Raw genomic sequence first — 25,792 nt, 5'->3', positions numbered from 1 at the left:
GGTCTCTTACGTGCGATACTGATATCTACAGCCCCAGATAAGCCACCATGCAGAGGATGGCGGTCACGATGGCGAATACAGCCACCACCCTTGTCTCCGACCATCCGCACAGCTCAAAATGGTGGTGGATGGGCGCCATTTTAAAAATACGCTTGCCGCCGGTGCGCTTAAAATAGGTTACCTGGATAATGACGGACAGTACCTCAACTAAATAGATAAGCCCTATGACAGGAATAAACAGGGGCATGCGCATCATATAACAGGAGGCTGCCACAAAACCGCCCAGGGCCAGGGAGCCTGTATCCCCCATGAACACCTTGGCCGGATATACATTGAACAGCAAAAATCCCAGCAGGCTTCCCACCACTGCTCCGGTTATGGGGCTGATGCCCATGTCCTCACCGATGGCCACAATGGTAAGAAAGGTGGCAACCAGTATGGTAACGCTTGTACAGAGACCGTCCAAACCATCGGTAAAATTCACCCCGTTATCCGTTCCCAGCATAATGAAGAACAGCGCGGGTACAAAGAAGATTCCCAGGGACAGGAAACTGCCTCCGTCAAAACCTCCCGTAAAAGGAATCAGCATATCCGTTCCCACCTCCCCGCTGTTAAGCAGGTACCAGGCGAAGATGCCTGTGATGATGAACTGGCCCACTAACTTCTGCATGGGCTTCAGCCCCTCGGAACGCTTCATCACAATCTTGATATAATCATCCAAAAACCCAATAATGCCAAATCCTACCGTGACAAACAGCACGGGAATGATTTTAGGATAGCTGGGAATATAAAAGACAGATGTAATGATGATGCTGCTGAGTATAATCAGGCCGCCCATGGTAGGCGTTCCCTGCTTTTTCAGATGGCTCTCCGGTCCGTCGTCCCTGACCTGCTGCCCGAATTTAAGCTTGTGCAGGAAAGGGATGATAATGGGGCAAAGCAATGCGCTGATGGCAAATGCAATGATAATAGCTAGTATGGTTTCATGAATCATAAAGGCACCTCAATCTCATATGTATGTCTTATTTGGTAATTAGTATACGTCTTTTTCCGGGAATAATCAACTATGGATTGGAAAGGTGTACAGCAGTTTCTTCCTGTACTGCCTCAATTCCCAGATAAGGAAGTATATTCTTAAATAAATCTCCGACCACCGGGGCAGCTATGGTTCCGCCGTAATAAATCCCCTCCGGCTCATCAATGGTAATGAGGGCCATAACCTGCGGATTGTCAGCCGGTGCAAAGCCGATAAACGATGAAATATATTTTTTAAGGCTTCGCGGAAGCTTCTCCGACGTGGCTGTCTTGCCGCCGATGCGGTATCCCTCTAACTTTGCCTTTTTGCCGCTTCCCTCCGATACCACCTGCTCCAGCACGTACCGCATGGTGGCGCTGGTCTCCTCCGACAGAATTCTTCCCCCGGAAGGATAATCCAGCTTGTGGACCGATGTACCGTCGGCGCTGACGGTCTCCACGCCAAAATGAGGGGTCACCCGGTTTCCTCCGTTGACAATGGACGCTGCCGTGGTGATAAGCTGAACCGGTGTAATCTGGAAGGACTGGCCAAAGGAAACCGTGGCCAGCTCCACCAGTCCCATGTTCTCTTTTTTGTGCATGATGGTGGCTGCCTCGCCGGGCAGGTCGATCCCCGTCTTTCCCTTCAGTCCGAACTGGGTAAAATACTTGTAATAGCCATCCACGCCCAGGCGCTGCCCCACGTCAATGAACACCGGGTTGCAGGAATTCATGGCGCCCTGCAGAAAGGTTTCGGCCCCGTGTCCCCCCACTTTATGGCACCTTATCTTCCGGTCCTCCACCACCCTGAATCCGGGACAGGAAAACTGGTCTGTCAGCTTCACCACACCTGACTCCAGGCCGGCTGCCGCTGTGATGATTTTGAAGGTGGAACCAGGCTCATAGGTATCATTGATGCAGGTATTCCTCCACATCTGGTTTAACAGCTCCTGTTTGCCCGCCCCTGTGGCCCCCTGGTTGGCGGCAGCCATCTCCTGGAGACTCTGGCTTCGCAGGTTCTGGTTCAGGGTGAAAGGGTCGTTCAGATTAAATTCAGGAACATTGACCATGGCCATCAGCTCCCCGTTCTGGGGATTCATGACGATGATGGATACCTTCTTGGCATTTTTCTTCTCCAGCACCTGGTAAGCCAGCTGCTCCGCATATTTCTGTATATTCACATCCAGGCTGATGTGAAGATCATTGCCCGGTATGGGTTCAATCCTGTCCTCTGCGGCATTCTCTATCTCCACGCCCTTTGCATCGGACATGGTGAGTATCTTTCCGTTCATTCCTTTCAGATATTTCTCGTATTTTACTTCCAGGCCGATGATGCCCTGGTTGTCTCCCCCGGTAAATCCCAGGACCTTGGATGCCAGGCTGTCGTAGGGATAATACCGTTTGTAGTCCTCATCCACCTTGACCCCTGCCAGCCGGTAGGAACGTATCTGGTCCCCCAGCTCTTTGTCCACATTGGTCTTGATGATTTCCCTGGAACTGCGCTTCTCCACCCGTTTTCTCACCAGCTCCTCATCCAGATCCAGTTCATCGCACAGTACCCGTATGACCTGCTCCCGGTCCTTTACCTGATTGTATATGACGGAAATGGTACAAACTGTCCTGTTATCAGCGATGACGACCCCGTTGGCGTCAATGATACGCCCCCTGGCCGCCTTAATGGTACGCTCCCTCTGGTGCAGGTCCTCGGCCATGGCGCTGTAATGCTCTGAACAGAACAGCATGAGATAACCAAGCCGCCCTGACAGGCTCACCATGACGATGGCTATGAGCAGTGCCAGGACGGCTATATTCTTTCTGTGTTTCGTTAAATTAGAATACATGAGCAGCTCCGGTGTCCATCATTGTTAATAATATATTGGAGCCCGTCACATTTTATGAATCTTTCTCCTGATTACTCAGATGGCTTGGCCGTCTCCCCTGCTGAGGAGGGTTCTGTTGCCTGGGTGCTTTCCCCGGCAGGACCTGCCTGAGTGCTGCTTTCATTGGATTGGCGGGGCGGCGCCTTCACCGGAAGGGACGAGGGGCCTGTCCCTTCTCCGTTTCCGTCCCCAGCCACAGTGGGAACTGCGTCCGGCACACCGCTGCCCGCGCCTTCTCCTTCCTCTCCGCCCGGCATGTATTCATCTGTCTCATACTGCTTCTCTGTCTCAGCCGGAGTCTCCTCTGTTCCCTCTGCGCCCTCTGTCTCAGATACCGGCTCATTAATGCCCTCTGAGGATGGCAGGCTTTCCTGGATTGCCTCATTTTCAGGAAGGTCCTTGGTGGGGAATATATTCAGATAAGGAAGTATTTCTGTCATGATTTTGGAGAAAACAGCGCTTGCATAGGAGCTGTGGGCCTGCTGCTCTCCCGGCGGATAATTGGGCGTGTCAATGACCACGTACACAAATACCTGCGGATCCTCAATGGGCGCAAATCCGGCAAAGGACACCAGATAATTCTTGGCGCTTCGGGGCTGCTTCTCAGCCGTACCCGTCTTGCCGCCCACATCATAGCCAATGACCTGGGCTGCCTTTCCCGTACCTGTCTCAACGGTCTGGAACATGGCCTCCTTCAGGAAATCAGAGGTGGACTGGGATACAGTCTCCCGCACCAGCACAGGCTCCTTTTTCTCCACCACGGACCCCTGCTCATTGAGAATCTGCTTCACCACATGGGGTTCATAGTAGGAACCCCCATTCAGAACAGAGCAGAACGCCGCGGACAGCTGCACCATGGTACAGTTGTAGTTCTGTCCAAAGGCATTGGTGGCCAGGTCCGTAGGCCCGATGTCGTCCGCGCTGTAAACCAGACCGCTGGTGTCTGCCTCCCCGGGAAGGTCAATCCCCGTCTTGTCGCCAAACCCAAAGATGCCCTGATATTTGGTAAATCGCTCTCTTCCTATCATGGCTCCAATGCGCATCATGGCCACATTGCAGGACTGCATCAGTGATTCCTGGAGGTTCAGCCACCCGTGGCCGCCCCTGCGCCAGGCCGTACATTTGATGTTATAATCTCCCACATGGAGGTAACCGGTACACTCAAAGCTTTCATTTCCTTTAAGCACCCCTTCCTCCAGTCCGGTGGCCACGGTAAAAATCTTGGAAGGCGATCCCGGTTCATAGGTATCGCTGACGCAGAAATTCCTCCATATCTGGTTCCACGCCACCTGCTGTCCGTAGGAGATCACATCTTCCCTGGAAAAATGCTCCGTCACCTGGTCCTCGGTAATGACTGCACCGTCATTTTCCCGCCGGTACACAGCCGCTGCCTCCTTTTTCCCCAGGTCAAACAGCTCCTGCTCCGTATAGCCGGATACATCCCTGGGATTATTCAGGTCGAATTTATTGCTGGTTCCCATAGCCAGGATTTCCCCGTTGTTGGGATTCATGACAATGGCCGCCGTCACCTTGCTTCCCACATTGGTCTGCCACTCGTCAATATATTTCTGTACAATGTTCTGGATGTTCACATCAATGGTTGAAACCACCGTATTGCCGTTGGAAGCCGGTTTCACCACGCCCTCCAAATTGGAATCCTGGTCCAGGTATCCATATTCGCGTCCGTTGACCCCGATCAGGCTGCTGTTGTAATACTGCTCAATGCCGCCGGTGCCCACGCTTCCGTCACTGCTGGTAAAGCCTATGACATTGCAGGCCAGGGAATTGTAGGGATAAATACGCTTGTACTCATCCTCAAACCAGATGCCCTTAACCCGCTTCTTGGCCTCTGCGTCATTATCGCTCTTGCGGTAGGCTTCATTTGTCTCTTTGGCCATCTGTTCAAATGCCACCCTCTGGTCATAGGTGAGCTGGCGTCCCTTATTATATCTGAGATAGGCTGACTCCTTCCGCTCCTCAATCAGGGTCCGAAGCTCCCCGGCATCAAAACCAAAATTGGTCACCAGGGCCTGAATGGTTGGCTCCAGATAATTTTCCGGATCCGACATGATCTGTCCCGGATCAATAATCAGGTTATACACCTTCTCGCTGGTAGCCAGATAGGTGCCGTTCCTGTCCACAATATCTCCCCTCCGGTATGGGATGACACGGCTGTCATACTCCTGCTGGCGCTGGGAGAGCACGATTTTATTGTACTGCTCGTTGTTGTCCTTTATGATCCGGTACAAAATCATGACTAATGCAAATAAAGCCAGCGTAATCACCAGGACGGTGATTGCCAGCTTCTCTTGTATATACTTGGGATAATAATACTTTCCCCGTTGATTGTTCCGTTGTTCATTTCTGTATTGTTCCTGATCCCTGGGGCCGTTCCCGCTGCCGCTGCTGCCTTTCCCCATACGGCCCCCGGATTTAGTGTTCCGGGATGTCTTCATACTGTCTTACATACTCACTTTCTGTCTTGTCATATAACAGCACCTGGTCCTTTTTGGCATACACCATTCCCAACTCCTTGGTGGCAATCTCATATATCTTGTTGAGGTCGATGCTGGTATTGATGCTGGTCTCCAGAGCGTCGTTCTCCGCCCTGAGCTGTTCCAGCTCTGCCTCCATCTGCTCAATATGGTGCATCCTGGCCGTGATGGAGGACTGCACATGGAGGTAGTTGATACAGAGGTATAAGGTAAACACAGACGCAATGGTAAGCATGATGACATATGGAAGGTCCATATACATGGCACGCTCCTGATTGCGGCGGATCCGGTGATTACTCCGGACCGACTGGCTGCCTGATGGTTTCCCCGGCCTGGTCTCCTGCTTTGGAGCAGTCTGGGGCCTTAGCTTTGGTGCGGCAGAACCCTGTACATAATCATTGCCGTACACGGGTCTGGTATTTCTATGTGTATTCCTGCGTCCTGACGACGCCTGCGCCCTTGCAGCCATAACCTTATCCTCCCTTCTATCTGAATCCGGCAGCGGACACCGGCATGGGCCGGTCTTTTCTGCTGCCTGCTGTCTTTCGTATTTTCATAACCGGAAAAAGGTCTTGTCCTCTTACTAAGACTGTCCCCGCTCAAAGACGCGCAGCTTTGCGCTTTTAGAACGGCTGTTTTCCTCCAGTTCTTCTTCTGACGGCAATATGGGTTTTCTGGATACCACCTTCCCCTTGCTTTTCCGGCCGCACACGCAGACAGGAAAATCATGAGGACAGATGCAGGGATTCTCATTTAACCGGAAACGGCTCTTTACAATCCTGTCTTCCAGTGAATGGAAGGTAATGATACTGAGGCGGCCTCCCGGATTCAGAAGGTCTATCATGGTATCAATGGACTGTTCCAAAACCTCCAGCTCATGGTTGCATTCAATGCGGATAGCCTGAAAGGTCCGTTTGGCCGGATGGCCTCCCGTTGCCCTTACCCTGGCCGGAATGGCCCCCTTTATGATCTCCGCCAGCTCCCCGGTGGTCTCTATGGGGTGTTCCCCTCTTGCCCTTACAATGTGCTTTGCTATATTCTTTGCAAAATTATCCTCCCCGTAATCCCGGATAATCCTGTACAGCTCCATCTCGCTGTAGGTATTAATGATATGGGCGGCCGTGACATCGTTCCTCTGGTCCATTCTCATGTCAAGAGGCGCGTCCTCACGGTAGGTAAATCCTCTGGAAGCCGTATCCAGCTGATAGGAGGATACTCCCAGGTCCAGATAAATCCCGTCCACTCCCTCAATTTCCAACTCCTTCAGTACTTCCTTAATATTGGCATAATTGCTTCTGACAATGGTCACCTTGTCCTGAAACGGCAGAAGCCTTTTCCCGGCCGCCTCGATGGCGTCCGCATCCTGGTCTATGCCAATCAGTTTTCCGCTGCCCAAACGCTTACACACCTCATAGGCATGTCCGCCGCCGCCCAGGGTGCCGTCCACATACAAGCCTCCAGGCTTGATATTCAGACTTCCCACTGTCTCATATAAAAGTACGGACTTATGTACAAATGTTGATTCCTCCATTAAATTCCCAAACCTTCCATATGTTCTGCAATCTCTTCCATATCATCAAAGGTGTTTGCATCCAGCCATTTATCCTTACTCCATATTTCAATGCGGCTGCCCACACCTACCAGTACTGCATCCTTCTCGATTCCGGCAAACTCACGAAGCACGGCCGGAAGGAGAATCCTTCCCTGCTTGTCTACTTCACAGGTGGTAGCTCCTGCTAAGAGGAAACGTGAAAACTTACGTCCGGCCGCATTGGTCAGAGGCAGTGTGCGAAGCTTTTCTTCCAGGGCGGCCCATTCTGAATTCTCATACACAAAAAGGCAGTTATCAAGGCCCTTCGTAACAACGAATTCATCGCCTAACTGCTCTCTGAATTTGGAAGGTACGATAAGCCGTCCCTTCGCATCGACTGTATGATTGTACTCACCCATGAACATAACTTATCACCTGCCGTACACCGGAGCGGTAGTGGACTATTGTGGGAGACATCCGAAATCCCCCACTTCATCCACTTAACAACCATCTTCTACCACTTTGCACCACTTTCTACCACTTGTATGTCCATCATAGTACAGATTTTGGGAAATGGCAAGAAGTTTTTACGGAAATCTTATAAAAAAATTGCGAAAAAATAAGGCAGCTGCGGGCTTTTCCGCAACTGCCTCTATATGTGGGACGAGTCCCGCAACAGACACAAAATATTGATTTTTTCAGTCTTTAATGCCCCTGGTGGGGGACAATCCCATGATTTCTCCCACCACTTTCCTGCCGTTTACCCAAAAGTGGGGGCAGGCAGATGCCGGGAATGATTTTCAGGCACACTCTAGGCGGATTCCTCCACTTTGTCCCCCTTTTTCGGGTGACGATGGCGGTAAATAATCACTGCCGCCGACACGCCCACCAGCGCAGCCGATAAAAGCTGGGACACGGCGAACCCCGTTCCCGGAATCTTTAGCTGATCCGTCCTCAGTCCTTCAATCCAAACCCTTCCCAGTCCGTATCCAAGGAAATACACCCACAGCATCTCTCCTTCAAACTTCTTGCGCTTCCTGTACCACAGCATGAACACCAGCACGCCCAGGTTCCAAAGTGATTCATACAGGAAGGTGGGATGCACCTGGATATAGGCAATGCCATTTTCCACAATCTCATTGTCCACAAGCTGCTGGGATATCATGGCAGGATTCACCAGGCTTTTCCGGATTCGCATGGCAAACAGGTTGTCCGTATACCCGCCAAAGGCTTCGCAGTTGAAGAAATTCCCCCACCTGCCGATCATCTGTCCTGTAATCAGACCCAGGACACCGCTGTCAGCCATGGAGAAAAAGGACAGCTTTCTTTTCTTCGTAAATACGATGAGAGTCAGGGCCGCCGCAATGACACCCCCGTAAATAGCCAGTCCACCTGCCCTGAGGTTAAATATCTGCAGCAAATCATCCTTATAATTTGCCCAGTCGAAAATAACATAGTAGGCCCTGGCCCCCATAATGGAAAATATAATGGCGTAAAGCGCAAAATCCAAATAAATATCCGGGTCCTGCCCTCTTCTCTTAGCGTCTGAACACGCGATGGCCATGCCGGCCAGCATCCCAAGCCCTATAATGATACCGTAAAAGGCAATCCTGAATCCAAACACAGTGATGCTGTTAGGCAGATGCTCTATGGTAATACCCAGATTCACAAAACTCAAATCCGCTCCCGTAACTGCTTCCATAAAGAAAATCTCCTTCCTAAGTGATATACTTTCCCATTTTACCCCGAAGCAGTATAAAAAGCAAGAAGGTATTTACCAGCATTAATCCTACTCAGCCCCCAGCGCAGCCATGGTCACATAGTTATAGGGCTTGTTAAAATGAGGGAGGAAGAACAGATCAAACAGCTTCAGCTTATCTATGGTCACCTGTTCCTCCACTGCCATGGAGAACATGTGGATACCCATGGATACGTCATAATCCGAGCACATCTGGGCTCCCAGTATGATTCTGGATTTCCTGTCATATACAATACGTATCTTCACCTTATGGTTTCCGTTCTCCATAAACTCTGCCTTCTGCCAGTCCTCATAATCCGCTGCCGCAGCGTCGTATCCCATCCGCTTTGCCCTGGCCAGGCTGATTCCCGTGCTGAGCATGTGAAGTCCCCATATACTGATTCCGTTGGATCCCTGAACGCCCACGGATTCCAGAACCTTGCCGCACGCGTTATGGGCCGCGATGATTCCGGAGCGCACCGCGTTGGTAGCCAGGGCAATGTAATCCGCAGCCTGTATGGCATTGTTATAAACCGTAGCGCAGTCCCCCACCGCATACACCCCGGGCACGCTTGTCTCCTGCCTGCGGTCCACCAGAAAGGCCCCATTTCCAAAGGTCCTGAGTCTCCCCTGTCCAAGGGATGTGTTGGGCCTAAATCCAATGCCGAATACCACCATATCCGCCTCATAACATCCCTGGTCCGTCACCACACGTTCCACCCGTCTTTTGCCCTCCAGTCTCACCACCTTCTCCCCAAAAGCCAGCTTCACCCCGTGCTCCTGCAGATTGTGCGCCATCCTGTCAGAAAACTCCCTGTCATAATATCCGGACAGGCATGTATCCGCCAGGTCAATCAAAACCACCTCCCGGCCATTCCTCTTAAACGCCTCAGCCAGCTCCACCCCGATATATCCGGCGCCCACCACAGCCACCTTCTTAACAGAAGTATCCTTAAGCTTCTCAATCACATCCCTGGCATTCTGATACAGCTTCACAAACTGCACATTATCCAGCTCCATCCCCTCAATCTCAGGGCGCAGCGGAACAGACCCGGTGGCCAGAATCAGTTTATCATACTCCTGCACATAACTCTTTCCGTCCTTTCCCCTGGCATACACAGCCTTGCCGTCAAAATCAATTCTTTCAACCTCTGTCTCCATATGAATGACAGCGCCCTTTTCCTCAAAAGCCTCCTTACTGGAATAGAACAGCCCCTCTGGCCCGGAAATCTGTCCGCCAATCCAAAGCGCCATACCGCACCCCAGAAAGCTGATATCAGAGTTCCTGTCAAAAGCCACCACCCGATTTCCCGGAAACTGGTCCAAAATAGTATTCAAAACCGCCGTCCCCCCATGATTCGCCCCGATAACGACAATTGTTTCTTTCATATTCAATAACCTCCTGCTATCCTGAAATTTAAAATCCTGCCTGATTACTAACATACCCAAACACCATACGGTCAATATTACAGAATACACTCATAACTATTATTGCCAAAAAAGCCTATATTATCAATCCCCCCGCATCCCATCCCCCGCCAAACCCAAATGTGTTATATAAAATATATTATATAATAAGAAGGAATCCCACATAGGATTATTAAAACCCCGCAGCCAGCCATTATATCTATCCACATTCCACCTCATCCCCTATTGGCCGAGCAAAAATCTCACCTTCAAAGCTCTGCTCATCTCCAAACAACCCATAAGTCCGCCCTCATCCAAAAATGAGGAATTTTCTCCTCATCCTTTTTTACATCTCCGCCAAACGCCCTCGACGCTTCACGCGAGAAAATTCCTCACACCCGCAATTATCCTCACATCCATCGGCCATCACTCCTCTCCTTATGGGAGGATGAGACAGCGGACGAGCAAAAGAGCAGCCGGAAAATGAGCGGGCGGGGGCGGGGAGATTCGGCGATTTTTACCGAGGGGTGCTGTCACTTAGGCGGAACCGGGGGCAAAGCAGGGGGCGGCTGAGGGCCTACACGGCCCGAAGCCGGTGGCACATGGAGGAGAAATCATCCAGATTTCTCCGGAATTTGCCGCGGTCCCCCTGCTTTGTCCCCGGTTCCGGCTTAGAGACAGCCACCGAGGGAACCATGAGCCAAATCTCCCCGCCCCCGCCCGTTCATTTTCCCGATCCCCTTCCCCGTCCGCGTACCATCCCTCCCATCTCCCCCCACGCACATTTTCCCCTTTAATTTCCCCTCTTTTTATGATATGATAATAAAGCTTTAATTGAATCAGAACGCCCCCGCCAGGAGCCAGGGCGTATTTGAACCATCATATATCACATACAGATAGGAAGGTAATCATATGAAATTAGGTATCGTAGGACTCCCCAACGTCGGCAAGAGTACCCTCTTCAATTCTTTGACAAAGGCAGGCGCGGAATCAGCCAACTACCCGTTCTGTACCATTGACCCCAACGTAGGCGTGGTTCCGGTTCCCGATGTCCGCCTGGACAAACTTACCGCCATGTACAATTCAGAAAAAACCACCCCTGCCGTCATCGAGTTCGTGGACATTGCAGGTCTGGTAAAGGGAGCCTCCAAAGGTGAAGGTCTGGGCAACCAGTTCCTGTCCAACATCCGTGAAGTGGACGCCATTGTTCATGTAGTACGCTGTTTTGACGACCCCAATGTCATTCACGTGGACGGCAGCATTGACCCTATCCGCGACATTGAGACCATTAATCTGGAGCTGATTTTCTCCGACATTGAAATCTTGGAGCGCCGCATTGCCAAGCAGTCCAAGGGTGCGTTCAACAACAAGGAACTGGCAAAGGAAGTGGAGCTGTTAAAAGCCATCAAAGCCCACCTGGAAGACGGAAAGCTGGCCCGCAGCTTTGAGCCGGACGACGATGATGCCATGGAGTTCATCAATACCCTGAACCTTCTTACATGGAAACCCGTCATCTTTGCCGCCAATGTAGCTGAGGATGACCTTGCAAACGACGGTGCGGACAACCAGTATGTCCAGGCAGTCCGCGGCTTTGCCGGCGAGAACAACTGTGAGGTATTCGTTATCTGCGCTGAGATTGAACAGGAAATCGCTGAGCTGGATGACGACGAGAAAAAGATGTTCTTAGACGACCTTGGCCTTACAGAGTCCGGTCTGGAGAAACTGATTGCAGCCAGCTACCGCATCCTGGGCCTTATGAGCTACCTGACAGCAGGCCCCCAGGAGAGCCGTGCATGGACTATCAAGGTGGGCACCAAGGCACCCCAGGCAGCCGGAAAGATTCACAGCGACTTTGAACGTGGATTCATCCGCGCCGAAGTAGTCAACTACGACGACCTGATGGCCTGCGGCAGCATGAATGCAGCCAAGGAAAAAGGCCTGGTACGTTCCGAGGGCAAGGAATATGTCATGAGGGACGGGGATGTTGTGCTCTTCCGCTTTAATGTATAGGCGTGTATAAACAGCCGTTGCTTTGCAACTGTAATTAAAATCATTTACACAAGTTTTATATATCTTAAGCTTTCTATTCATATGACAATGAAAAACCGGCGTCGTCCGTCACACTGCAGCCATGGATGATGCCGGTTTCTTCTTTTTTCTTTTTTTCTTTTTCTCCTTATTCTTCCTCCTTATTCTTCCTCCTTCACCTTCTTTCGCCCTCATTTTCCTTCTTTCTCCCTCGTTCTCCTTCTCACCATCTTCCATCACCTCCTTTCCTTCAACCGGGCATTCCATCCTCCCCTCTTCAGTATCCCCGGCTCCGCTGCCTCCACGGACTCCACGGAGCGTTTGTTGTATTTATCCCCCATATGGGCTATGATAGACAAGGAGGTGAAGAAACATGGATTGCAGCAAAGTAGGAAATCTGATTTATACCCTGAGAACAGAAAAAGGAATGACCCAGAAGGCCCTGGCCAATGCCATGAACATCAGCGACAGGACTATTTCCAAATGGGAACGCGGCGCCGGATGCCCCGACGTATCCCTTCTGCGGGAGCTTTCTGATATTTTAGGAGTTAATATTGAAAAAATACTGTTGGGCGATTTGGAGCCCAATAAAAAAGATGGAGGAAATATGAAACGAATCAAATTCTATGTATGCCCTGTCTGCGGAAATGTAATATCCAGCACAGGCATGGCGGAAATCTCCTGCTGCGGCAGGAAATTGAATGCCCTGAAAGCCAGGCCCGCGGACCTTTCCCACAGCGTGTCTGCAAAAGCAGTGGAGGGCGATTATTACATCACTCTGGAACATGATATGGAAAAGCAGCACTATATCACATTCATGGCATATGCCGTCTATGACAGAGTGCTTTTGATGAAACTATATCCGGAACAGGCAGCCCAGGTACGTTTCCCCAGGTCTGGTCACGGAGTGCTGTATATCTGCTGTAACAGCCACGGGCTTTTCTCGGTCAGTCTGTAGATACACCAGACACCTCCCTGTTGCCGTTAATTTATTGAAGCAACCCAGCTGCCATTAAAATTCGTATGGGCAGCCGGTAACGGAGTAAATAAACAAGACGCCTTTCAACACAAGGTTTTCAGCCGTACTTCCAATTCCACATTTCTCCCGGAGCAGCTCTTTCTCTCAAATCCCATTGACATTGCCCTTCATATCATGTATGATATCTTATAGACCGACGGTCGGTCTATAAGATAGGAGGGCAAACCATGACACGTATTATTAAGGAAGCTGACGAACGGAGAAATGAAATTCTGGACGCCGCTGAGACGCTTATTACAGAAAAAGGGTACTCAAAAACCACCATTATTGATATCTTGAATCAGGTAGGTATTGCAAAGGGTACTTTTTATTATTATTTTAAATCCAAGGAAGAGGTGATGGATGCCATCATAGAACGTTTCATTGAACAGGACGTACAAAAGGCCCGGCTGATAGCCATGGATAAGAGTATATCACCGGTCCGGAAAATATGCCGGATCATAGCTGCCGGACAGCCCCGGACAGATGGCCCTAAAGACAGGATGATTGAGGAGTTCCATCTGCCGGCCAATGCCCTGATGCACGAAAAAAGCATTGTGCGCTCGATTCTGGCCCTCTCCCCCATCCTGGGCGAGATCGCTTCCCAGGGAGTGAAGGAGCGCCTGTTCTCCACAGAGCATCCACTGGAAGCCATGCAGATACTGTTGGTTTCCGGGCAGATATTGTTTGATTCCTCTATGTTTACATGGACACCTTGTGAGATGGAACAAAAGATAAACGGATTCATAGAAGCCATGGAAGCTGTACTGGGCGCTGAAAAAGGAACCTTTGAACCCATGAAACAGATTTTGGCCGCGGGAAGCGGATGTATTTTACAGGAATCAGAATCACGGAGGGATGAATGATGGCAAATAGTCCCATATCGGGAAACAGGGATTTCCGCCTCATGGTAATCGGGCAGATTATATCCATACTGGGATCTGCCCTGCTGCGGTTTGCCCTGTCCCTCTATGTACTGGACATTACGGGAAGGGCGGACATCTACGCCGCCCTGTATGCATTCTCCAATATTCCTCTTCTGATTTCCCCTGTAGGCGGAGCTGTTGCCGACCGTTTTAACAGGCGCAATCTGATGGTGCTCTTCGACTTTACCAGCGGTATAATCATATCTCTGTACTATGTAAGCCTCCGTCTGGGGGGGACTTCCATCTTTCTTACAGGCGCTGTCCTGATACTGCTCTCTGTCATCAGTTCCATGTATGGACCGGCGGTGACGGCCAGCATTCCCCTTTTGGTGAAGGAGGAACATCTGGAGGGAGCAAACGGCCTTGTAAACGGGGTCCAGGCCCTCTCCAATGTGGCGGCCCCGCTGATTGGCGGAATGTTCTACGGCATATTCGGGGTCAAAGCCCTGGTGTGCGTCAGCGGAACCGCATTTATCTGTTCCGCTGTACTGGAGCTGTTCATCCATATTCCTTTCCGCAAACGCGAATTCACCATGCCCGTTATTCCCACCATTGCGGCCGACTTAAAGGAAGGCTTTTCCTATGTCGGCCGAAATCCTCTCATACTGCGCTCCATGATTCTGGCTTCCCTGCTGAATCTGGTTCTGACCCCGTTTTTTGTGGTGGGAGGGCCTGTCATTTTAAGGACAGCCATGAAAAGCACGGACGCCATGTACGGAATCGGCATGGGAACCATCAATCTGGCTACTATATTAGGCGCCCTGTCCATGGGCGCTGCCGCTAAAAAGATGCGCATGGAAAACCTGCACCGCCTTCTGGCAGCCATCGCCCTTCTGTTCCTTCCCATGGCACTGTCCGTAACCCCTGCATGGATCAGCCGCGGTTTTTATCCGTCCTATCTGATGTTCCTGGCCTGCGCTGTCCCCATTGCCATGATTATGACCATCATTTCCATCTTCGTTATCACAAAGGTCCAGAAGGAGACTCCCAACGAAAATCTTGGAAAGGTGATGGCCATTATCACGGCAGTGTCACAGTGCGCGGCTCCCCTGGGCCAATTGGTCTGCGGATTTATCTTCCAGACCTTCCCGGCAAGGATTTACCTTCCTGCCCTTTTCACCTGCATTGCCATGGCGGTGATTTCCCTGGCCGCCAGGAAGTTGTGGTCAGAAACCGCCGTATCTTAATTTGAGCGTTCCCTTGATGCGAGCGTTCCCTTAATGTGAGTGTTCCCCTAATGCGAGCGTTCCCTTAATACATGGGTTCCAAATACACGGGTTCCCTCTTCCTGGCAGTCATCATATAGCGGTGGATGGTCCCCTCAATGGAGCCCCCGGACTCCAAAAGGCCCTGGGCGGCAGCCAGTCTGTCCAGACAGCCATCCACACAGAAGCCGGGGAATTCCCACTCAATGATTTTGGCAAACCATACAAGCGCCCCTACGTCAAAAAAGCGTATGGGACAGAAGGCTTCACCTTGCTCCAGAATATCAAACCCGGACTCCTTAAGCTTTTTGGACTGCTCCTTCAGATTCATTCCCGGGAAAGGTTTTGGCGTACCGGGCAAAAGCAGCTCCACCAATTCCCTGTCATTGTCCTCCCCCACCTGCTGGGTTATGAAAATGCCGCCCGGTTTCAGGATACGGTTCACTTCCCCCGCATCATAATTTCCATGACGATTTATTACCATGTCAAAACAGCTGTCCGCAAAGGGCAGCGTCTGATTCCCCGGCGCCTCCCTGAAATCAATTCCCAGGGGCGCCAGAAGCCTCCGGCACAGCTCTGCATTGGGAGGATATGCCTCTGTGGCGCTGGTTCTGGAGTATGGATGGCCCAGTGAGAGCAGGAATTCGCCTCCCCCTGTGTCCATGTCCAAAAGATAATCCCTGTCCCCAAGATGGGACAGGATAATTTTCCTGTAATCCCAGGGCAGGCTTCCTTCCTCCCTGTACCTGCTGTCAATGTGTGAAAAATCCCACCCGTGGATGTGTGCCAAAGCCTCCTCGGCTTTCCATATCTTTCTTAATTCCTCTGTCTTCATATCGGCTGCTCCTTCCATCTTCATCACTTGTTCCATGGATACGCTGCAGCCCTAAAAACGACAGCCGGTATTTCCAGTCCCGACACAATGGCTGTCTGCCTTAAGGCTGCGCCGGGTAGTTATCTGACATGCTTTTTCTCATATACCCTTGTATGATGTTGTTAGAAGCAAACACAACATACTTCCTTTCTTTTTCTGTTTCGTGGTTTAATACATTCAGATACTGTGACTTTTGATGTTTTTTTGTAGCCTCGACTACTCGACAGGAGTGTATTGCCATCTCTTTTATCTGAATTGTTTATTAGCTGGATGTTGCCGGAGCGTTTGCTCTGAGTACTTATTTCAATCAAGTCTACGATGATAACTGCTGGTGGATATCACGGTATCAGACTTTATGAAAGGGAGGTACAACCTCATGATTTACGTAGGCATTGATATTGCCAAACTCAACCATTTCGCCGCCGCGATTTCTTCCGACGGCGAAATACTCATCGAGCCGTTCAAATTTTCTAATAACTATGATGGCTTCTATCTACTGCTTTCTCATCTGGCACCACTTGACCAGAACAGTATCATCATAGGTCTTGAATCAACGGCACACTACGGTGACAACCTTGTTCGTTTTCTCATCAGCAAGGGCTTTAAAGTGTGTGTTCTCAACCCTATCCAGACTTCGTTCATGCGTAAAAATAATGTACGCAAAACGAAGACTGATAAAGTCGACACGTTTGTGATTGCTAAAACCCTTATGATGCAGGATTCCCTTCGGTTTATGGCCTTAGAGGATCTGGATTACATTGAGCTCAAAGAGCTCGGTAGATTCCGCCAGAAACTTGTGAAGCAGCGTACACGCTTAAAAATTCAGCTGACTTCCTATGTAGACCAGGCATTCCCGGAACTACAATACTTCTTTAAGTCTGGCTTGCATCAAAACTCTGTCTATGCCGTCCTTAAGGAGGCTCCGACACCCAACGCTATTGCTTCTATGCATTTGACCCATCTTGCTCACACCCTCGAAGTTGCTTCCCACGGCCATTTCGGTAAGGATAAAGCCAGAGAATTAAGAGTTCTCGCACAGAAGTCTGTCGGTGTCAATGACAGTTCTCTATCTATTCAAATAACTCATACCATTGAACAGATCGAGTTACTGGATAGCCAACTTTTTTCTACAGAGCTTGAAATGGCAAATCTTGTCACCTGCCTGCACTCTGTAATTATGACCATTCCCGGAATTGGTGTCGTGAATGGCGGAATGATTCTTGGTGAGATTGGTGATATACACCGATTCTCTAATCCAAAGAAACTGCTTGCATTTGCTGGACTGGATCCGACCGTTTATCAGTCTGGAAACTTCCAGGCTCACAGAACCAGGATGTCCAAAAGAGGATCTAAAGTGCTACGCTATGCCCTCATGAATGCAGCTCACAATGTCGTAAAAAACAATGCTACTTTCAAAGCTTATTATGATGCCAAGAGAGCGGAAGGCCGGACTCATTACAATGCCCTTGGGCACTGTGCTGGCAAACTTGTCAGAGTCATCTGGAAGATGCTCACTGACGAAGTAGCATTCAACCTCGAATAAGAGGTCTGTATACCATAATCGATAGATTTTGAAAAAGGGCTTTTAGGGAGCTTTGTTAAAGTTACCCTTCTTTCTGCGAAACACGGAATTGAAATTTCCACCTAATTTATACTTGACTTTTCATAGCTGGTCTCCTTGCCGGATATGTATGCAGGCATGTTTCCACTCTGAATTTTCGTACTGCATATTCCGAACCTGTCTGCACACATCAGTAATGTAATTATTATACTTCTTTTTTTCCACCGCAGTAAATGCGTACAGCCTGTTTATGATTTTTCAATATATTTTTTAGTGTTATCAATTAAAACCGTATTTTTTAGTATTTAATACCTATTTCAACACATAAAACCGTATTTTCTTTCTTTTTTCATTTTTTGTGGCAGATTAATTGATATTATTAACACAAAAGCCGTATCCCTAACAAAAAACTGCGGCTGCGGAGAAACGAGGTATCATTATACAATTGGTAAGCAGCATTGTGGAAGGCATCAACAACTGCATCTGGGGCCTTCCCATGATCGGCCCTCTCTTCGGAACCCATCTCTTTCTCACCTTCCGGACCGGATTCATCCAGCGCAGGACCTTCACAGGCATCCGTCTGTCCGTCACAGGGCCCCGGATTCCCCTAATTGGGGACCAGGAAGTTCTTCCACTACTAACAACTAAACAGGAAGGGGAGCACGCTTTACACCAGCCGTACTCCCCTTCCTGTTTATTCTCATCTCATGGACTCCTATTCTTTACCGTCCTTATGGTCCTTACGGTCCTTCGTAATACGGCCCAATATCATTACCGCAGCCATGATGATGATAATAGCCGCAAAGATTCCGCCCATACCTTTTCCCATAATTTCCAGGGCAATCCCTACGTGTTCCATATTCATACGCTTCCTCCTTTGCTGCTGACTCCAGAGCCTGTCTGAAACTTCGATTCTTCCGCCCTACAGATACTGGGACACGATGCTGATAACCAGTCCTCCGGCAATAACCGATGCCACCTGGCCCGATACATTGGTGCCGGCAGCCTGCATCAGTATGATATTACCCGGCTCCTCCCTGGCAGCCATCCTCTGCACCACCCTGGAGGACATGGGGAATGCGGATATGCCGCAGCCCCCAATCATGGGGTTCACCGGTTTCTTACCCGCCATCTTGAGGAATACATTAATCAGCTTGGCAAAAAGCACGCCGCCGATGGTGTCGAATACAAAGGCCACCAGTCCCAGAACCATAATCATCAATGTAGCCGGGTTCACAAACTGCTCTGCTCTCATGCTGAACGAGATGGTGATGCCCAGGAGCAGTGTGATTATATTGGCAAACTCGTTCTGGGCCGTCTGGCTCAGGCTTCCCAGGACGCCGCATTCCCGAAGCAGGTTTCCGAACATAAGAAAGCCCACCAGGGCCACGGACTGCGGTGATATCAGGCCCACTATGATGGTCACGGCAATGGGAAACGCGATTCGCAGCTGTTTATTCACACTCTTGGGATTGTACTCCATATGAATACAGCGCTCCTTTCTGGTGGTCACCAGACGTATGGCAAAGGGCTGGATAATGGGAACCAGGGCCATATAGGAATAGGCGGCCACCGCAATGGGGCCGATGTACCTGGACCCCAGAACCTGGGATACCAGGATGGAGGTAGGTCCGTCCGCAGCTCCAATGATGCCGATGGAGGCGGCATCCCTCAGATCAAAGCCCATAAGACACGCAATGAGGATAGCTGCAAAGATTCCAAACTGGGCCGCTGCCCCGAACAGGAACAGTACCGGCTGGCTCAGCAATGGTCCAAAATCAATCATAGCGCCAATTCCGATAAAAAGCAGGATTGGCATGGCCTCCGAAGCCTCGATTCCGGTTTTGAACAGCCATTCTATGATTCCGGCCGCAGGTACCTTTCCCTGTACCATCTGGTCCACCACACCGGAATACGGCAGGTTGACCAGTATGGCGCCAAAACCCAGGGGCAGAAGAAGGGATGGTTCATATTCCTTCTTAACCGCCAGCCAAATCAGGATAATTCCCACCACATACATGACTGCCTGCTGCCAGGTTACCGCCGTAATGCCTTCCAACAGAAAACTCATTTACTTTCCCTCCTTTGTACCATGCCCTGTACGTCATTCTTCCTGTTCTTTCTTTGTCTCCTTAAGGGTCAGCTTCACCCATTCTATCACTCTGTCTTCCACTTCCAATATCTCATAATCAGCTTCCGGTGTAACCACTGTCAGGGGCAGCTGTTCCCGGGACGGTATATACCCCAGCTGTTCCATTAAGTATCCGGACAGGGTATCACAGGAGCTGTCCATATGCAGGTGCATCTCCTCCTTCAAATCAAACAGGGTAATGCCGCCCGACACCCGGTAGACCTTATGGGGCTCCAGCTCTGTAAGCTCCGGCTCCTCCTCCTCGTATTCCTCATGAATATCACCAACGATTTCCTCGATAAGATCCTCCAGAGTCACCATACCGGACACGCCGCCGTATTCGTCGATCAGAATGGCCAGTTTGATTTTATTTGCCTGCATCTCCCGGAACAGGGCGTCGGTCCTGCGGTTCTCCGGCACAAAATAGGCCGGCTTTAAAAGGGTGCGGACATCCAGCTTGTCAAAGGAAGTCCTTCTGGCCTCAATGGTCAGTGCCTTTGTGGACAGAACGCCTATGATGTTGTCAATCTCCCCTTCGTATACAGGAATCTTGGAGTGCATGGATTCCAGAATCTCATCCAGAAATTCTTCCAGCGGCTCATTGATATCCAGCGCCACCATATCCTGTCTGGGCACCATCACTTCCTTGGCCTTCTTGTCGTCAAAGGAAAATATGGACGTTATCATCTCCTTCTCAATGTCATTAAACACACCTGCCTCGCTTCCGGTTTCCAGCATGGACTTGATTTCTTCCTCGGACACATCTGTCTCCAGGTTTTCATTGTGCATGCCGATCAGCTTCAGAAAGCCGCTGGTGGACAGAGAGAGCAGTTTTATAAAGGGATTCATGATACGTGATATATAATAAATGGGACGTACGCAGAACAGGCTGAAGGCCTCCGCTTTCTGCAGGGCAATCCGCTTGGGCACCAGCTCACCAAACACCAGGTTAAAATAAGCCAGGATGATGGTCACCACAACGCCTGCCAGGGTCTGGCTGTAGGGCAGGTTCCACTGCGCCATCCGTACCGCCAGCACCTGGGCGATACCGGTAGCCGCCGATGCACTGGAGAAAAAGCCTGCCAGAGTGATGGCCACCTGGATGGTGGACAGGAACACCGTTGAGTCCTTCATCAGGCGCTCTATGAGCGCTGCGTTTTTGTTTCCCTGCTCGGACAGGCGGTGTATCTTGTTCTTGTTAACAGATACCACTGCCATCTCGGAGCCTGCAAAGAATGCATTGATTAATGTCAGAATAACTAAGATTGTGATTTGGAATAAAATATTGGCCGCTTCAGGGTCAGATTCCATGGTAAATGATTCCTCCTTCATATTACATAGATTGATTTGTTTCAAAGACTATTATACATAAAGATTGGGGAAATGTCAGCTAAAGATTCCATTAAGATGCAGACCCGCCCAAAAGGGCGGATCACTCCAGGGGCTGTATGTAAAAATTCCCCACCACATCGCTGGAATTGATAACGTTTACAAATGTATCCGGGTACTGTTCCCGTATCCGCTTCTTCATTTTTCTCACATCACTGTCCGAGAGCACGGTATAAATCAGGTATTTTTTATTGGCTGAGTAGGAGCCGAAGCCCTTTAAAATCGTGCTGCTGTGGTTGGTCAGCTCCAGCAGGTCCGCGGACACGGCCGCCGGGTTATCTGTCACAATAAGAAGCGTCTTTTTCTTATATTTCTTATAAAAGGTATTGATAACCTGGGTATTGCAGAACTGGAAAATAATGGAGTACAGCGCCTTATCCATTCCGAAAATAGTTCCCGATATCAGTATGATGACCGCACTGAACAAAAGCATGTAGTTGAAGGTGGATACCTTGTATTTTGCCGACAGAGACATGGCGATAAAGTCCGTTCCGCCGCCGCAGGCCCTGCTGTTGAGAACCAGGCTCATCCCCAGGCCGTTTATGATGCCTCCGAAGACTGATATCAGCAGGATATCCCCGGTGATGGGAACCACAGGCAGCTCATCCACCAGGATTGACACGGTCAGCAGGCAGATACAGGACAGGATTGTAAATTTCTTACCCACCAGCCGGTATGCGAACACGGCCGGAACTGCATTAAAAAGTACATTCAGTAATGTAAATGATATCTGGACATCATAAAAACTGAGTCCGATTCTCTGGATCAGCTTGGCCAGTCCGGTAAAGCCTCCCGGCACCAGCTCTCCCTGCTCCACAAAGGTATTCATGTTGACAGCTACAATCAGGCTTCCCAGCAGGATGCAGAGAAAGGCCGCCACATCCTTCCTCCTCCTGTTTTTGTTCTGCCGCTTCATATTCTCCTGATACAATTCAGACATCATCTGTCCGTCTCCCATATGCCCGCCCCCTTCTCTTACATAATTACCTGCGTCCTATCCTCTGGCAAACTGCGCATTGTAAATATCCGCGTAAAAACCATGCATCCCCAGAAGCTCCTCATGCTTACCCTTTTCCACAATTTTACCGTCCCGCATGACCAGAATCACGTCTGCCTCCCGGATGGTGGACAATCTGTGGGCCACTATGAAGCTGGTTCTGCCCTCCATCATCTGCGCAAAGGCCTTCTGCACCTTAATCTCTGTCCTGGTGTCAATGGAAGATGTGGCCTCGTCCAGTATGAGCATGGGAGGAAGGCACAGCATAACCCTGGCAATACAGAGAAGCTGTTTCTGTCCCTGGGACAGGTTCCCTCCGTCCTCACTGATAACAGTGGCGTATCCATCCGGCATCCGCATGATAAATCCATGGGCATGGGCCTGTTTTGCTGCCTGGATAATCTCTTCCTCAGTGGCATTTGGATGGCCGTAGGCTATATTGTCCCGGATGGTGCCTGATTTAAGCCATGTGTCCTGCAGCACCATGCCGTAGCTGGTCCGCAGGCTCTCCCTGGTCACATCGCGGATGTCGGTTCCCTCCACCTTGATAGCTCCGGAATCCACGTCGTAAAAACGCATCAGCAGGTTGATGATGGTAGTCTTGCCGCAGCCGGTAGGTCCCACGATGGCAACCCTCTGTCCGGGCTGTACCGACAGGTTAAAATCCTCAATCAGCTTTTTCTCAGGCGTGTAGGAGAAGCAGACCTGCTCCAGATCCACACTGCCCTTTGCTCCGCGCAGTACCGTTGCGTCCTCCCTGTCCTCTATCATAGTTTTCTCATCAATCAGCTCAAACACCCGGGCAGCGGACGCCAGAGCATTCTGCAGCTCTGTCACCACCCCTGATATCTCATTAAAGGGCTTTGTGTACTGGTTGGCGTAGCTGAGGAAACTGGTCAGCTGTCCCACGGTGATGAGCCCCCGGATAGCCCCATAGGCTCCCGTGATGCCCACGGCAGCATAGACCAGGCTGTTAACAAAGCGGGTGGCCGGATTGGTAATGGATGAGAAAAAGGTCGCCCTCAGGCTGTATCCGGCCAGACGTTCATTAATCTCCTCAAACTGCTTCTGTGCCTCTTCCTGGTGTCCGAAGGCCTGGACCACCTTCATATTGCCCAGCATCTCATCGGTCAGGGAGGTCAGCTCTCCCCTGGTCTCTGACTGCTTCCGGAACATGACAAACGTCTTTTTAGCGATAAAGCTGGCCACAAACAGGGATATGGGCGTCAGCACCACCACCACAGCCGTGATGGCGGGCTGGATGGAAAGCATGAACAGCAGCGTTCCCGCTATGGTCAGAACGCCTGTAAACAGCTGGGTAAATCCCATGAGTAGGCCTTCTGAAAACTGGTCTATGTCCGCGATAATCCGGCTTATGATATCTCCGGATGGGTGCACATCTATATAGCTTAGGGGCATCACCTCCAGCTGGTTGAAGGCCCTGGTCCGGATATCCTTCACAACCCGGTAGGTGATGATATTGTTGATATGGTTCATAAGCCATTGGGATACGGACGTAACAGCCACTGCTCCCAATATTGTTATAAGGATTCCCTTTAACCCTGCAAAATCCACATGTCCGGCCGAGACAATGCGGTCCACGGCACGGCCTGTCAGAATCGGCACATACAGAGTAAGGGCCACTGTGATAAGGGCCAGAAACAGAGACAGGATGACGCTCCACTTGTATTGGCTGATATATTTAAGGATCCGTTTCAGGGTCTCCCTGCTCCTGTTCTTGTCCAATGCATTCTTCTTACTGCTCATCCCGTTCCACCTCCTCCTTTGAAAGCTGTGACAGACAAATCTCCCTGTATACCTGGCAGTCCTTAAGAAGCTCCTTATGGGTGCCCATGCCTGCCAGACGACCCTCGTCCAGCACCAGGATGGTGTCAGCGCTCTTAATGGTAGTGGCCCGCTGTGATACAATGAATACGGTCATATCCCCGGTGTTCTCCCGGATAGCCTTTCTCAGCCTGGCATCCGTGGCAAAGTCCAGGGCCGAAGCGCTGTCGTCCATAATCAGGATTTCCGGCCTCCTCACCAGGGCCCTGGCTATGGTCAGCCTTTGGCGCTGTCCTCCTGAGAGGTTATGGCCTCCCTGGTCAATGTATAGATCCAGTCCCTCTCCCTTGGAATCCACAAACTCCCGGGCCTGGGCCGTATCCAGAGCCCGGTAGATTTCCTCATCCGACGCGTCCTGTTTTCCCCAGCGCATATTGTCCCGCAGCGTTCCCTTAAACAGTACGGATTTCTGCGGCACCACTCCGGTTTTGTCCCGCAGCTCATCCAGAGAATATTCCTTTACATCTGTCCCGTCCACCAGGACCTGCCCTGAGGCGGCATCGTAAAATCGGGGAATCAGGTTCACCAGGGTGGATTTACCGGATCCGGTTCCGCCTATGACGCCTATGGTCTGTCCTGCCATGGCACAAAAGGAAATATCCTTTAAGGCCGGCTCCTTTGCCCCCGCATACACGAATTCCATATCTTTAAACTCTACCTTGGGAATCCGTAATGCGGGATTCTGCGGGCCGGAATTCTGCGGGCCGGGATTCTGAGAACCGGAATTCTGAGAACCGGAATTCTGAGAACCGGGTTTCCGGGAGCCGTGCCTCCCCTTGTCCTCAATGCTGCTCTCCACCTTAAATATGCTGTCCACCCGGTTCATGCAGGCAACTGCCTTGGATATAATGATAATCAGGTTTGCCATCTTTATGAGCTCTACCAGAATCTGGGACATGTAATTTACCAGGGCAATCACCTTTCCCTGGGTAATGATACCGCTGTCCGCCTGTTCCGCTCCCACCCATATGACGGCCACCACGGCTATGTTTATAATGACATAGGTCACAGGGTTTAACAGGGCGGATATCTTTCCCACAAACACCTGCATCCTGACCAGGTTTCCGTTTTCCCGGTCAAATTTCTCCGTCTCACTTTTCTGTCTGTTAAAGGCGCGGATGACACGGACCCCCAGCAGGTTTTCCCTGGTGGTTAACAGCACCTTGTCCAGCTGTCTCTGCACGGATTTATAGAGCGGCATGCTGACTGCCATGATGCCGAACACCACCACGCAGAGCACCGGTATGGTGACCACGAAAACAAAGGCCGAGCGCACATCCACGGTAAAGGCCATAACCATGGCGCCAAATACTACAAAGGGTGAGCGGAGCAGAAGGCGCAGCGTCATGTTGATGCCGCTCTGCACCTGGTTGATGTCGCTGGTCATCCTTGTTATCAGTGTGGACGTGCCCACTGTGTCTATCTCTGTGTAGGACAATCTTCCTATATGGGAAAACAAATCATTGCGCAGGGAGGTGGCTGCCCCCGTGGCTGCCTTGGCGGCAAAATACTGGGCTGTCAGGGAGCATGCCAGGCCAATCAGGGCCAGCAGCACCAGAACGCCTCCCATTTTAAGAATATATCCGCTGTCCCTGCCCCGTATGCCCACGTCCACCATACGGGCCACCACCAGGGGCACAAACAGCTCAAAGCTGGCCTCCAGCATCTTAAACAGCGGTCCCAGTATGCTTTCTAGCTTGTAATCCTTCATATAGCTGAACAATCGTTTCATAATTGTCTTTCACTCCTCTGC

21 protein-coding genes and 1 pseudogene are annotated in these 25,792 nt (G+C 50.6%); 6 read left to right on the top strand and 16 right to left on the bottom strand.

Features of this window, described 5'->3' with window-relative positions; translation table 11 throughout:
* Positions 1–25: 25 nt before the first annotated feature.
* The 8 genes from mraY to nox all read right to left on the bottom strand — a co-directional run bounded on the left by mraY (position 26) and on the right by nox (position 10,047).
* Positions 26–994, bottom strand: a complete 969-nt coding sequence (gene mraY / locus CGC65_RS11730; RefSeq protein WP_002567061.1) for a phospho-N-acetylmuramoyl-pentapeptide-transferase — start codon at positions 992–994, stop codon at positions 26–28.
* A gap of 70 nt (positions 995–1,064) precedes the next feature.
* On the bottom strand, positions 1,065–2,855 hold the full coding sequence (locus tag CGC65_RS11725; protein ID WP_002567060.1) for a peptidoglycan D,D-transpeptidase FtsI family protein: 1,791 nt from the start codon (positions 2,853–2,855) through the stop codon (positions 1,065–1,067).
* 71 nt (positions 2,856–2,926) lie between these two features.
* The gene (locus CGC65_RS11720) at positions 2,927–5,314 is read right to left on the bottom strand and encodes a peptidoglycan D,D-transpeptidase FtsI family protein (protein ID WP_002567059.1); all 2,388 of its coding nucleotides are present in this window, start codon (positions 5,312–5,314) and stop codon (positions 2,927–2,929) included.
* Between the two features lie 13 nt (positions 5,315–5,327).
* The gene (locus CGC65_RS11715) at positions 5,328–5,858 is read right to left on the bottom strand and encodes a septum formation initiator family protein (RefSeq protein ID WP_002567058.1); all 531 of its coding nucleotides are present in this window, start codon (positions 5,856–5,858) and stop codon (positions 5,328–5,330) included.
* Positions 5,859–5,972: 114 nt separating this feature from the next.
* Complete coding sequence (gene rsmH, locus CGC65_RS11710) at positions 5,973–6,920, bottom strand: 16S rRNA (cytosine(1402)-N(4))-methyltransferase RsmH (RefSeq protein WP_002567057.1); 948 nt, start codon at positions 6,918–6,920, stop codon at positions 5,973–5,975.
* A complete protein-coding gene (gene mraZ, locus CGC65_RS11705) occupies positions 6,920–7,345 on the bottom strand; it encodes a division/cell wall cluster transcriptional repressor MraZ (protein WP_002567056.1) in 426 nt (141 codons plus the stop codon). The genes rsmH and mraZ overlap by 1 nt, the downstream gene beginning before the upstream one ends.
* 386 nt (positions 7,346–7,731) lie before the next feature.
* Complete coding sequence (gene lgt / locus CGC65_RS11700) at positions 7,732–8,622, bottom strand: prolipoprotein diacylglyceryl transferase (RefSeq protein ID WP_002567055.1); 891 nt, start codon at positions 8,620–8,622, stop codon at positions 7,732–7,734.
* A gap of 87 nt (positions 8,623–8,709) precedes the next feature.
* Complete coding sequence (gene nox / locus CGC65_RS11695; RefSeq protein WP_002567054.1) at positions 8,710–10,047, bottom strand: H2O-forming NADH oxidase; 1,338 nt, start codon at positions 10,045–10,047, stop codon at positions 8,710–8,712.
* Positions 10,048–10,977: 930 nt separating this feature from the next.
* On the opposite strand from nox, the gene ychF reads away from it, so the two are divergent.
* Complete coding sequence (gene ychF, locus CGC65_RS11685; protein ID WP_002567053.1) at positions 10,978–12,075, top strand: redox-regulated ATPase YchF; 1,098 nt, start codon at positions 10,978–10,980, stop codon at positions 12,073–12,075.
* A 108-nt stretch (positions 12,076–12,183) separates the two neighbouring features.
* Here ychF and CGC65_RS31295 read toward each other — a convergent pair whose 3' ends face one another.
* Entirely contained in the window at positions 12,184–12,360 is a 177-nt protein-coding gene (locus CGC65_RS31295) for a hypothetical protein (protein WP_002567052.1), read from the bottom strand.
* A 106-nt stretch (positions 12,361–12,466) separates the two neighbouring features.
* On the opposite strand from CGC65_RS31295, the gene CGC65_RS11680 reads away from it, so the two are divergent.
* From CGC65_RS11680 to CGC65_RS11670, 3 genes are all read left to right on the top strand, one after another.
* On the top strand, positions 12,467–13,051 hold the full coding sequence (locus tag CGC65_RS11680) for a helix-turn-helix domain-containing protein (RefSeq protein ID WP_002567051.1): 585 nt from the start codon (positions 12,467–12,469) through the stop codon (positions 13,049–13,051).
* Positions 13,052–13,299: 248 nt separating this feature from the next.
* Entirely contained in the window at positions 13,300–13,977 is a 678-nt protein-coding gene (locus CGC65_RS11675) for a TetR/AcrR family transcriptional regulator (protein ID WP_002567050.1), read from the top strand.
* Positions 13,974–15,224 carry an MFS transporter gene (locus tag CGC65_RS11670; RefSeq protein WP_002567049.1) on the top strand — a complete coding sequence of 417 codons (1,251 nt, stop codon included), beginning with the start codon at positions 13,974–13,976 and terminating at the stop codon, positions 15,222–15,224. Before CGC65_RS11675 ends, CGC65_RS11670 begins: the two co-directional genes overlap by 4 nt.
* A 64-nt stretch (positions 15,225–15,288) precedes the next feature.
* Here CGC65_RS11670 and CGC65_RS11665 read toward each other — a convergent pair whose 3' ends face one another.
* Positions 15,289–16,077: a class I SAM-dependent methyltransferase gene (locus CGC65_RS11665; protein WP_002567048.1), complete on the bottom strand. Its 789-nt coding sequence runs from the start codon at positions 16,075–16,077 to the stop codon at positions 15,289–15,291.
* A gap of 415 nt (positions 16,078–16,492) precedes the next feature.
* On the opposite strand from CGC65_RS11665, the gene CGC65_RS11655 reads away from it, so the two are divergent.
* Positions 16,493–17,659, top strand: coding sequence for an IS110 family RNA-guided transposase (locus tag CGC65_RS11655; protein WP_039896941.1), 1,167 nt, complete (start codon positions 16,493–16,495; stop codon positions 17,657–17,659).
* Positions 17,660–18,116: 457 nt separating this feature from the next.
* Positions 18,117–18,269 (top strand): annotated as a pseudogene (locus CGC65_RS32510) (sodium:alanine symporter family protein); the annotation flags it as partial.
* Between the two features lie 123 nt (positions 18,270–18,392).
* On the opposite strand, the gene CGC65_RS31290 reads toward CGC65_RS32510, so the two are convergent.
* From CGC65_RS31290 to CGC65_RS11625, 6 genes are all read right to left on the bottom strand, one after another.
* Positions 18,393–18,542, bottom strand: coding sequence for a hypothetical protein (locus CGC65_RS31290; protein ID WP_002567047.1), 150 nt, complete (start codon positions 18,540–18,542; stop codon positions 18,393–18,395).
* Between the two features lie 57 nt (positions 18,543–18,599).
* Positions 18,600–19,748 (bottom strand): sodium ion-translocating decarboxylase subunit beta, encoded by a 1,149-nt coding sequence (locus CGC65_RS11645; RefSeq protein WP_002567046.1) that lies wholly within the window; start codon positions 19,746–19,748, stop codon positions 18,600–18,602.
* Between the two features lie 33 nt (positions 19,749–19,781).
* Positions 19,782–21,119 carry a hemolysin family protein gene (locus tag CGC65_RS11640; protein WP_002567045.1) on the bottom strand — a complete coding sequence of 446 codons (1,338 nt, stop codon included), beginning with the start codon at positions 21,117–21,119 and terminating at the stop codon, positions 19,782–19,784.
* A gap of 121 nt (positions 21,120–21,240) precedes the next feature.
* The gene (locus tag CGC65_RS11635; protein ID WP_002567044.1) at positions 21,241–22,155 is read right to left on the bottom strand and encodes a YitT family protein; all 915 of its coding nucleotides are present in this window, start codon (positions 22,153–22,155) and stop codon (positions 21,241–21,243) included.
* A 36-nt stretch (positions 22,156–22,191) separates the two neighbouring features.
* Positions 22,192–23,961, bottom strand: coding sequence for an ABC transporter ATP-binding protein (locus CGC65_RS11630; protein ID WP_002567043.1), 1,770 nt, complete (start codon positions 23,959–23,961; stop codon positions 22,192–22,194).
* Complete coding sequence (locus CGC65_RS11625; RefSeq protein ID WP_002567042.1) at positions 23,951–25,771, bottom strand: ABC transporter ATP-binding protein; 1,821 nt, start codon at positions 25,769–25,771, stop codon at positions 23,951–23,953. The genes CGC65_RS11630 and CGC65_RS11625 overlap by 11 nt, the downstream gene beginning before the upstream one ends.
* Between the last annotated feature and the right edge of the window lie 21 nt (positions 25,772–25,792).

Source organism: Enterocloster bolteae (genome assembly GCF_002234575.2).
Taxonomy (GTDB): domain Bacteria; phylum Bacillota; class Clostridia; order Lachnospirales; family Lachnospiraceae; genus Enterocloster; species Enterocloster bolteae.
Note: the sequence above shows the minus strand (reverse complement) of the source record. Positions and strands in the feature narration are given on the sequence as shown.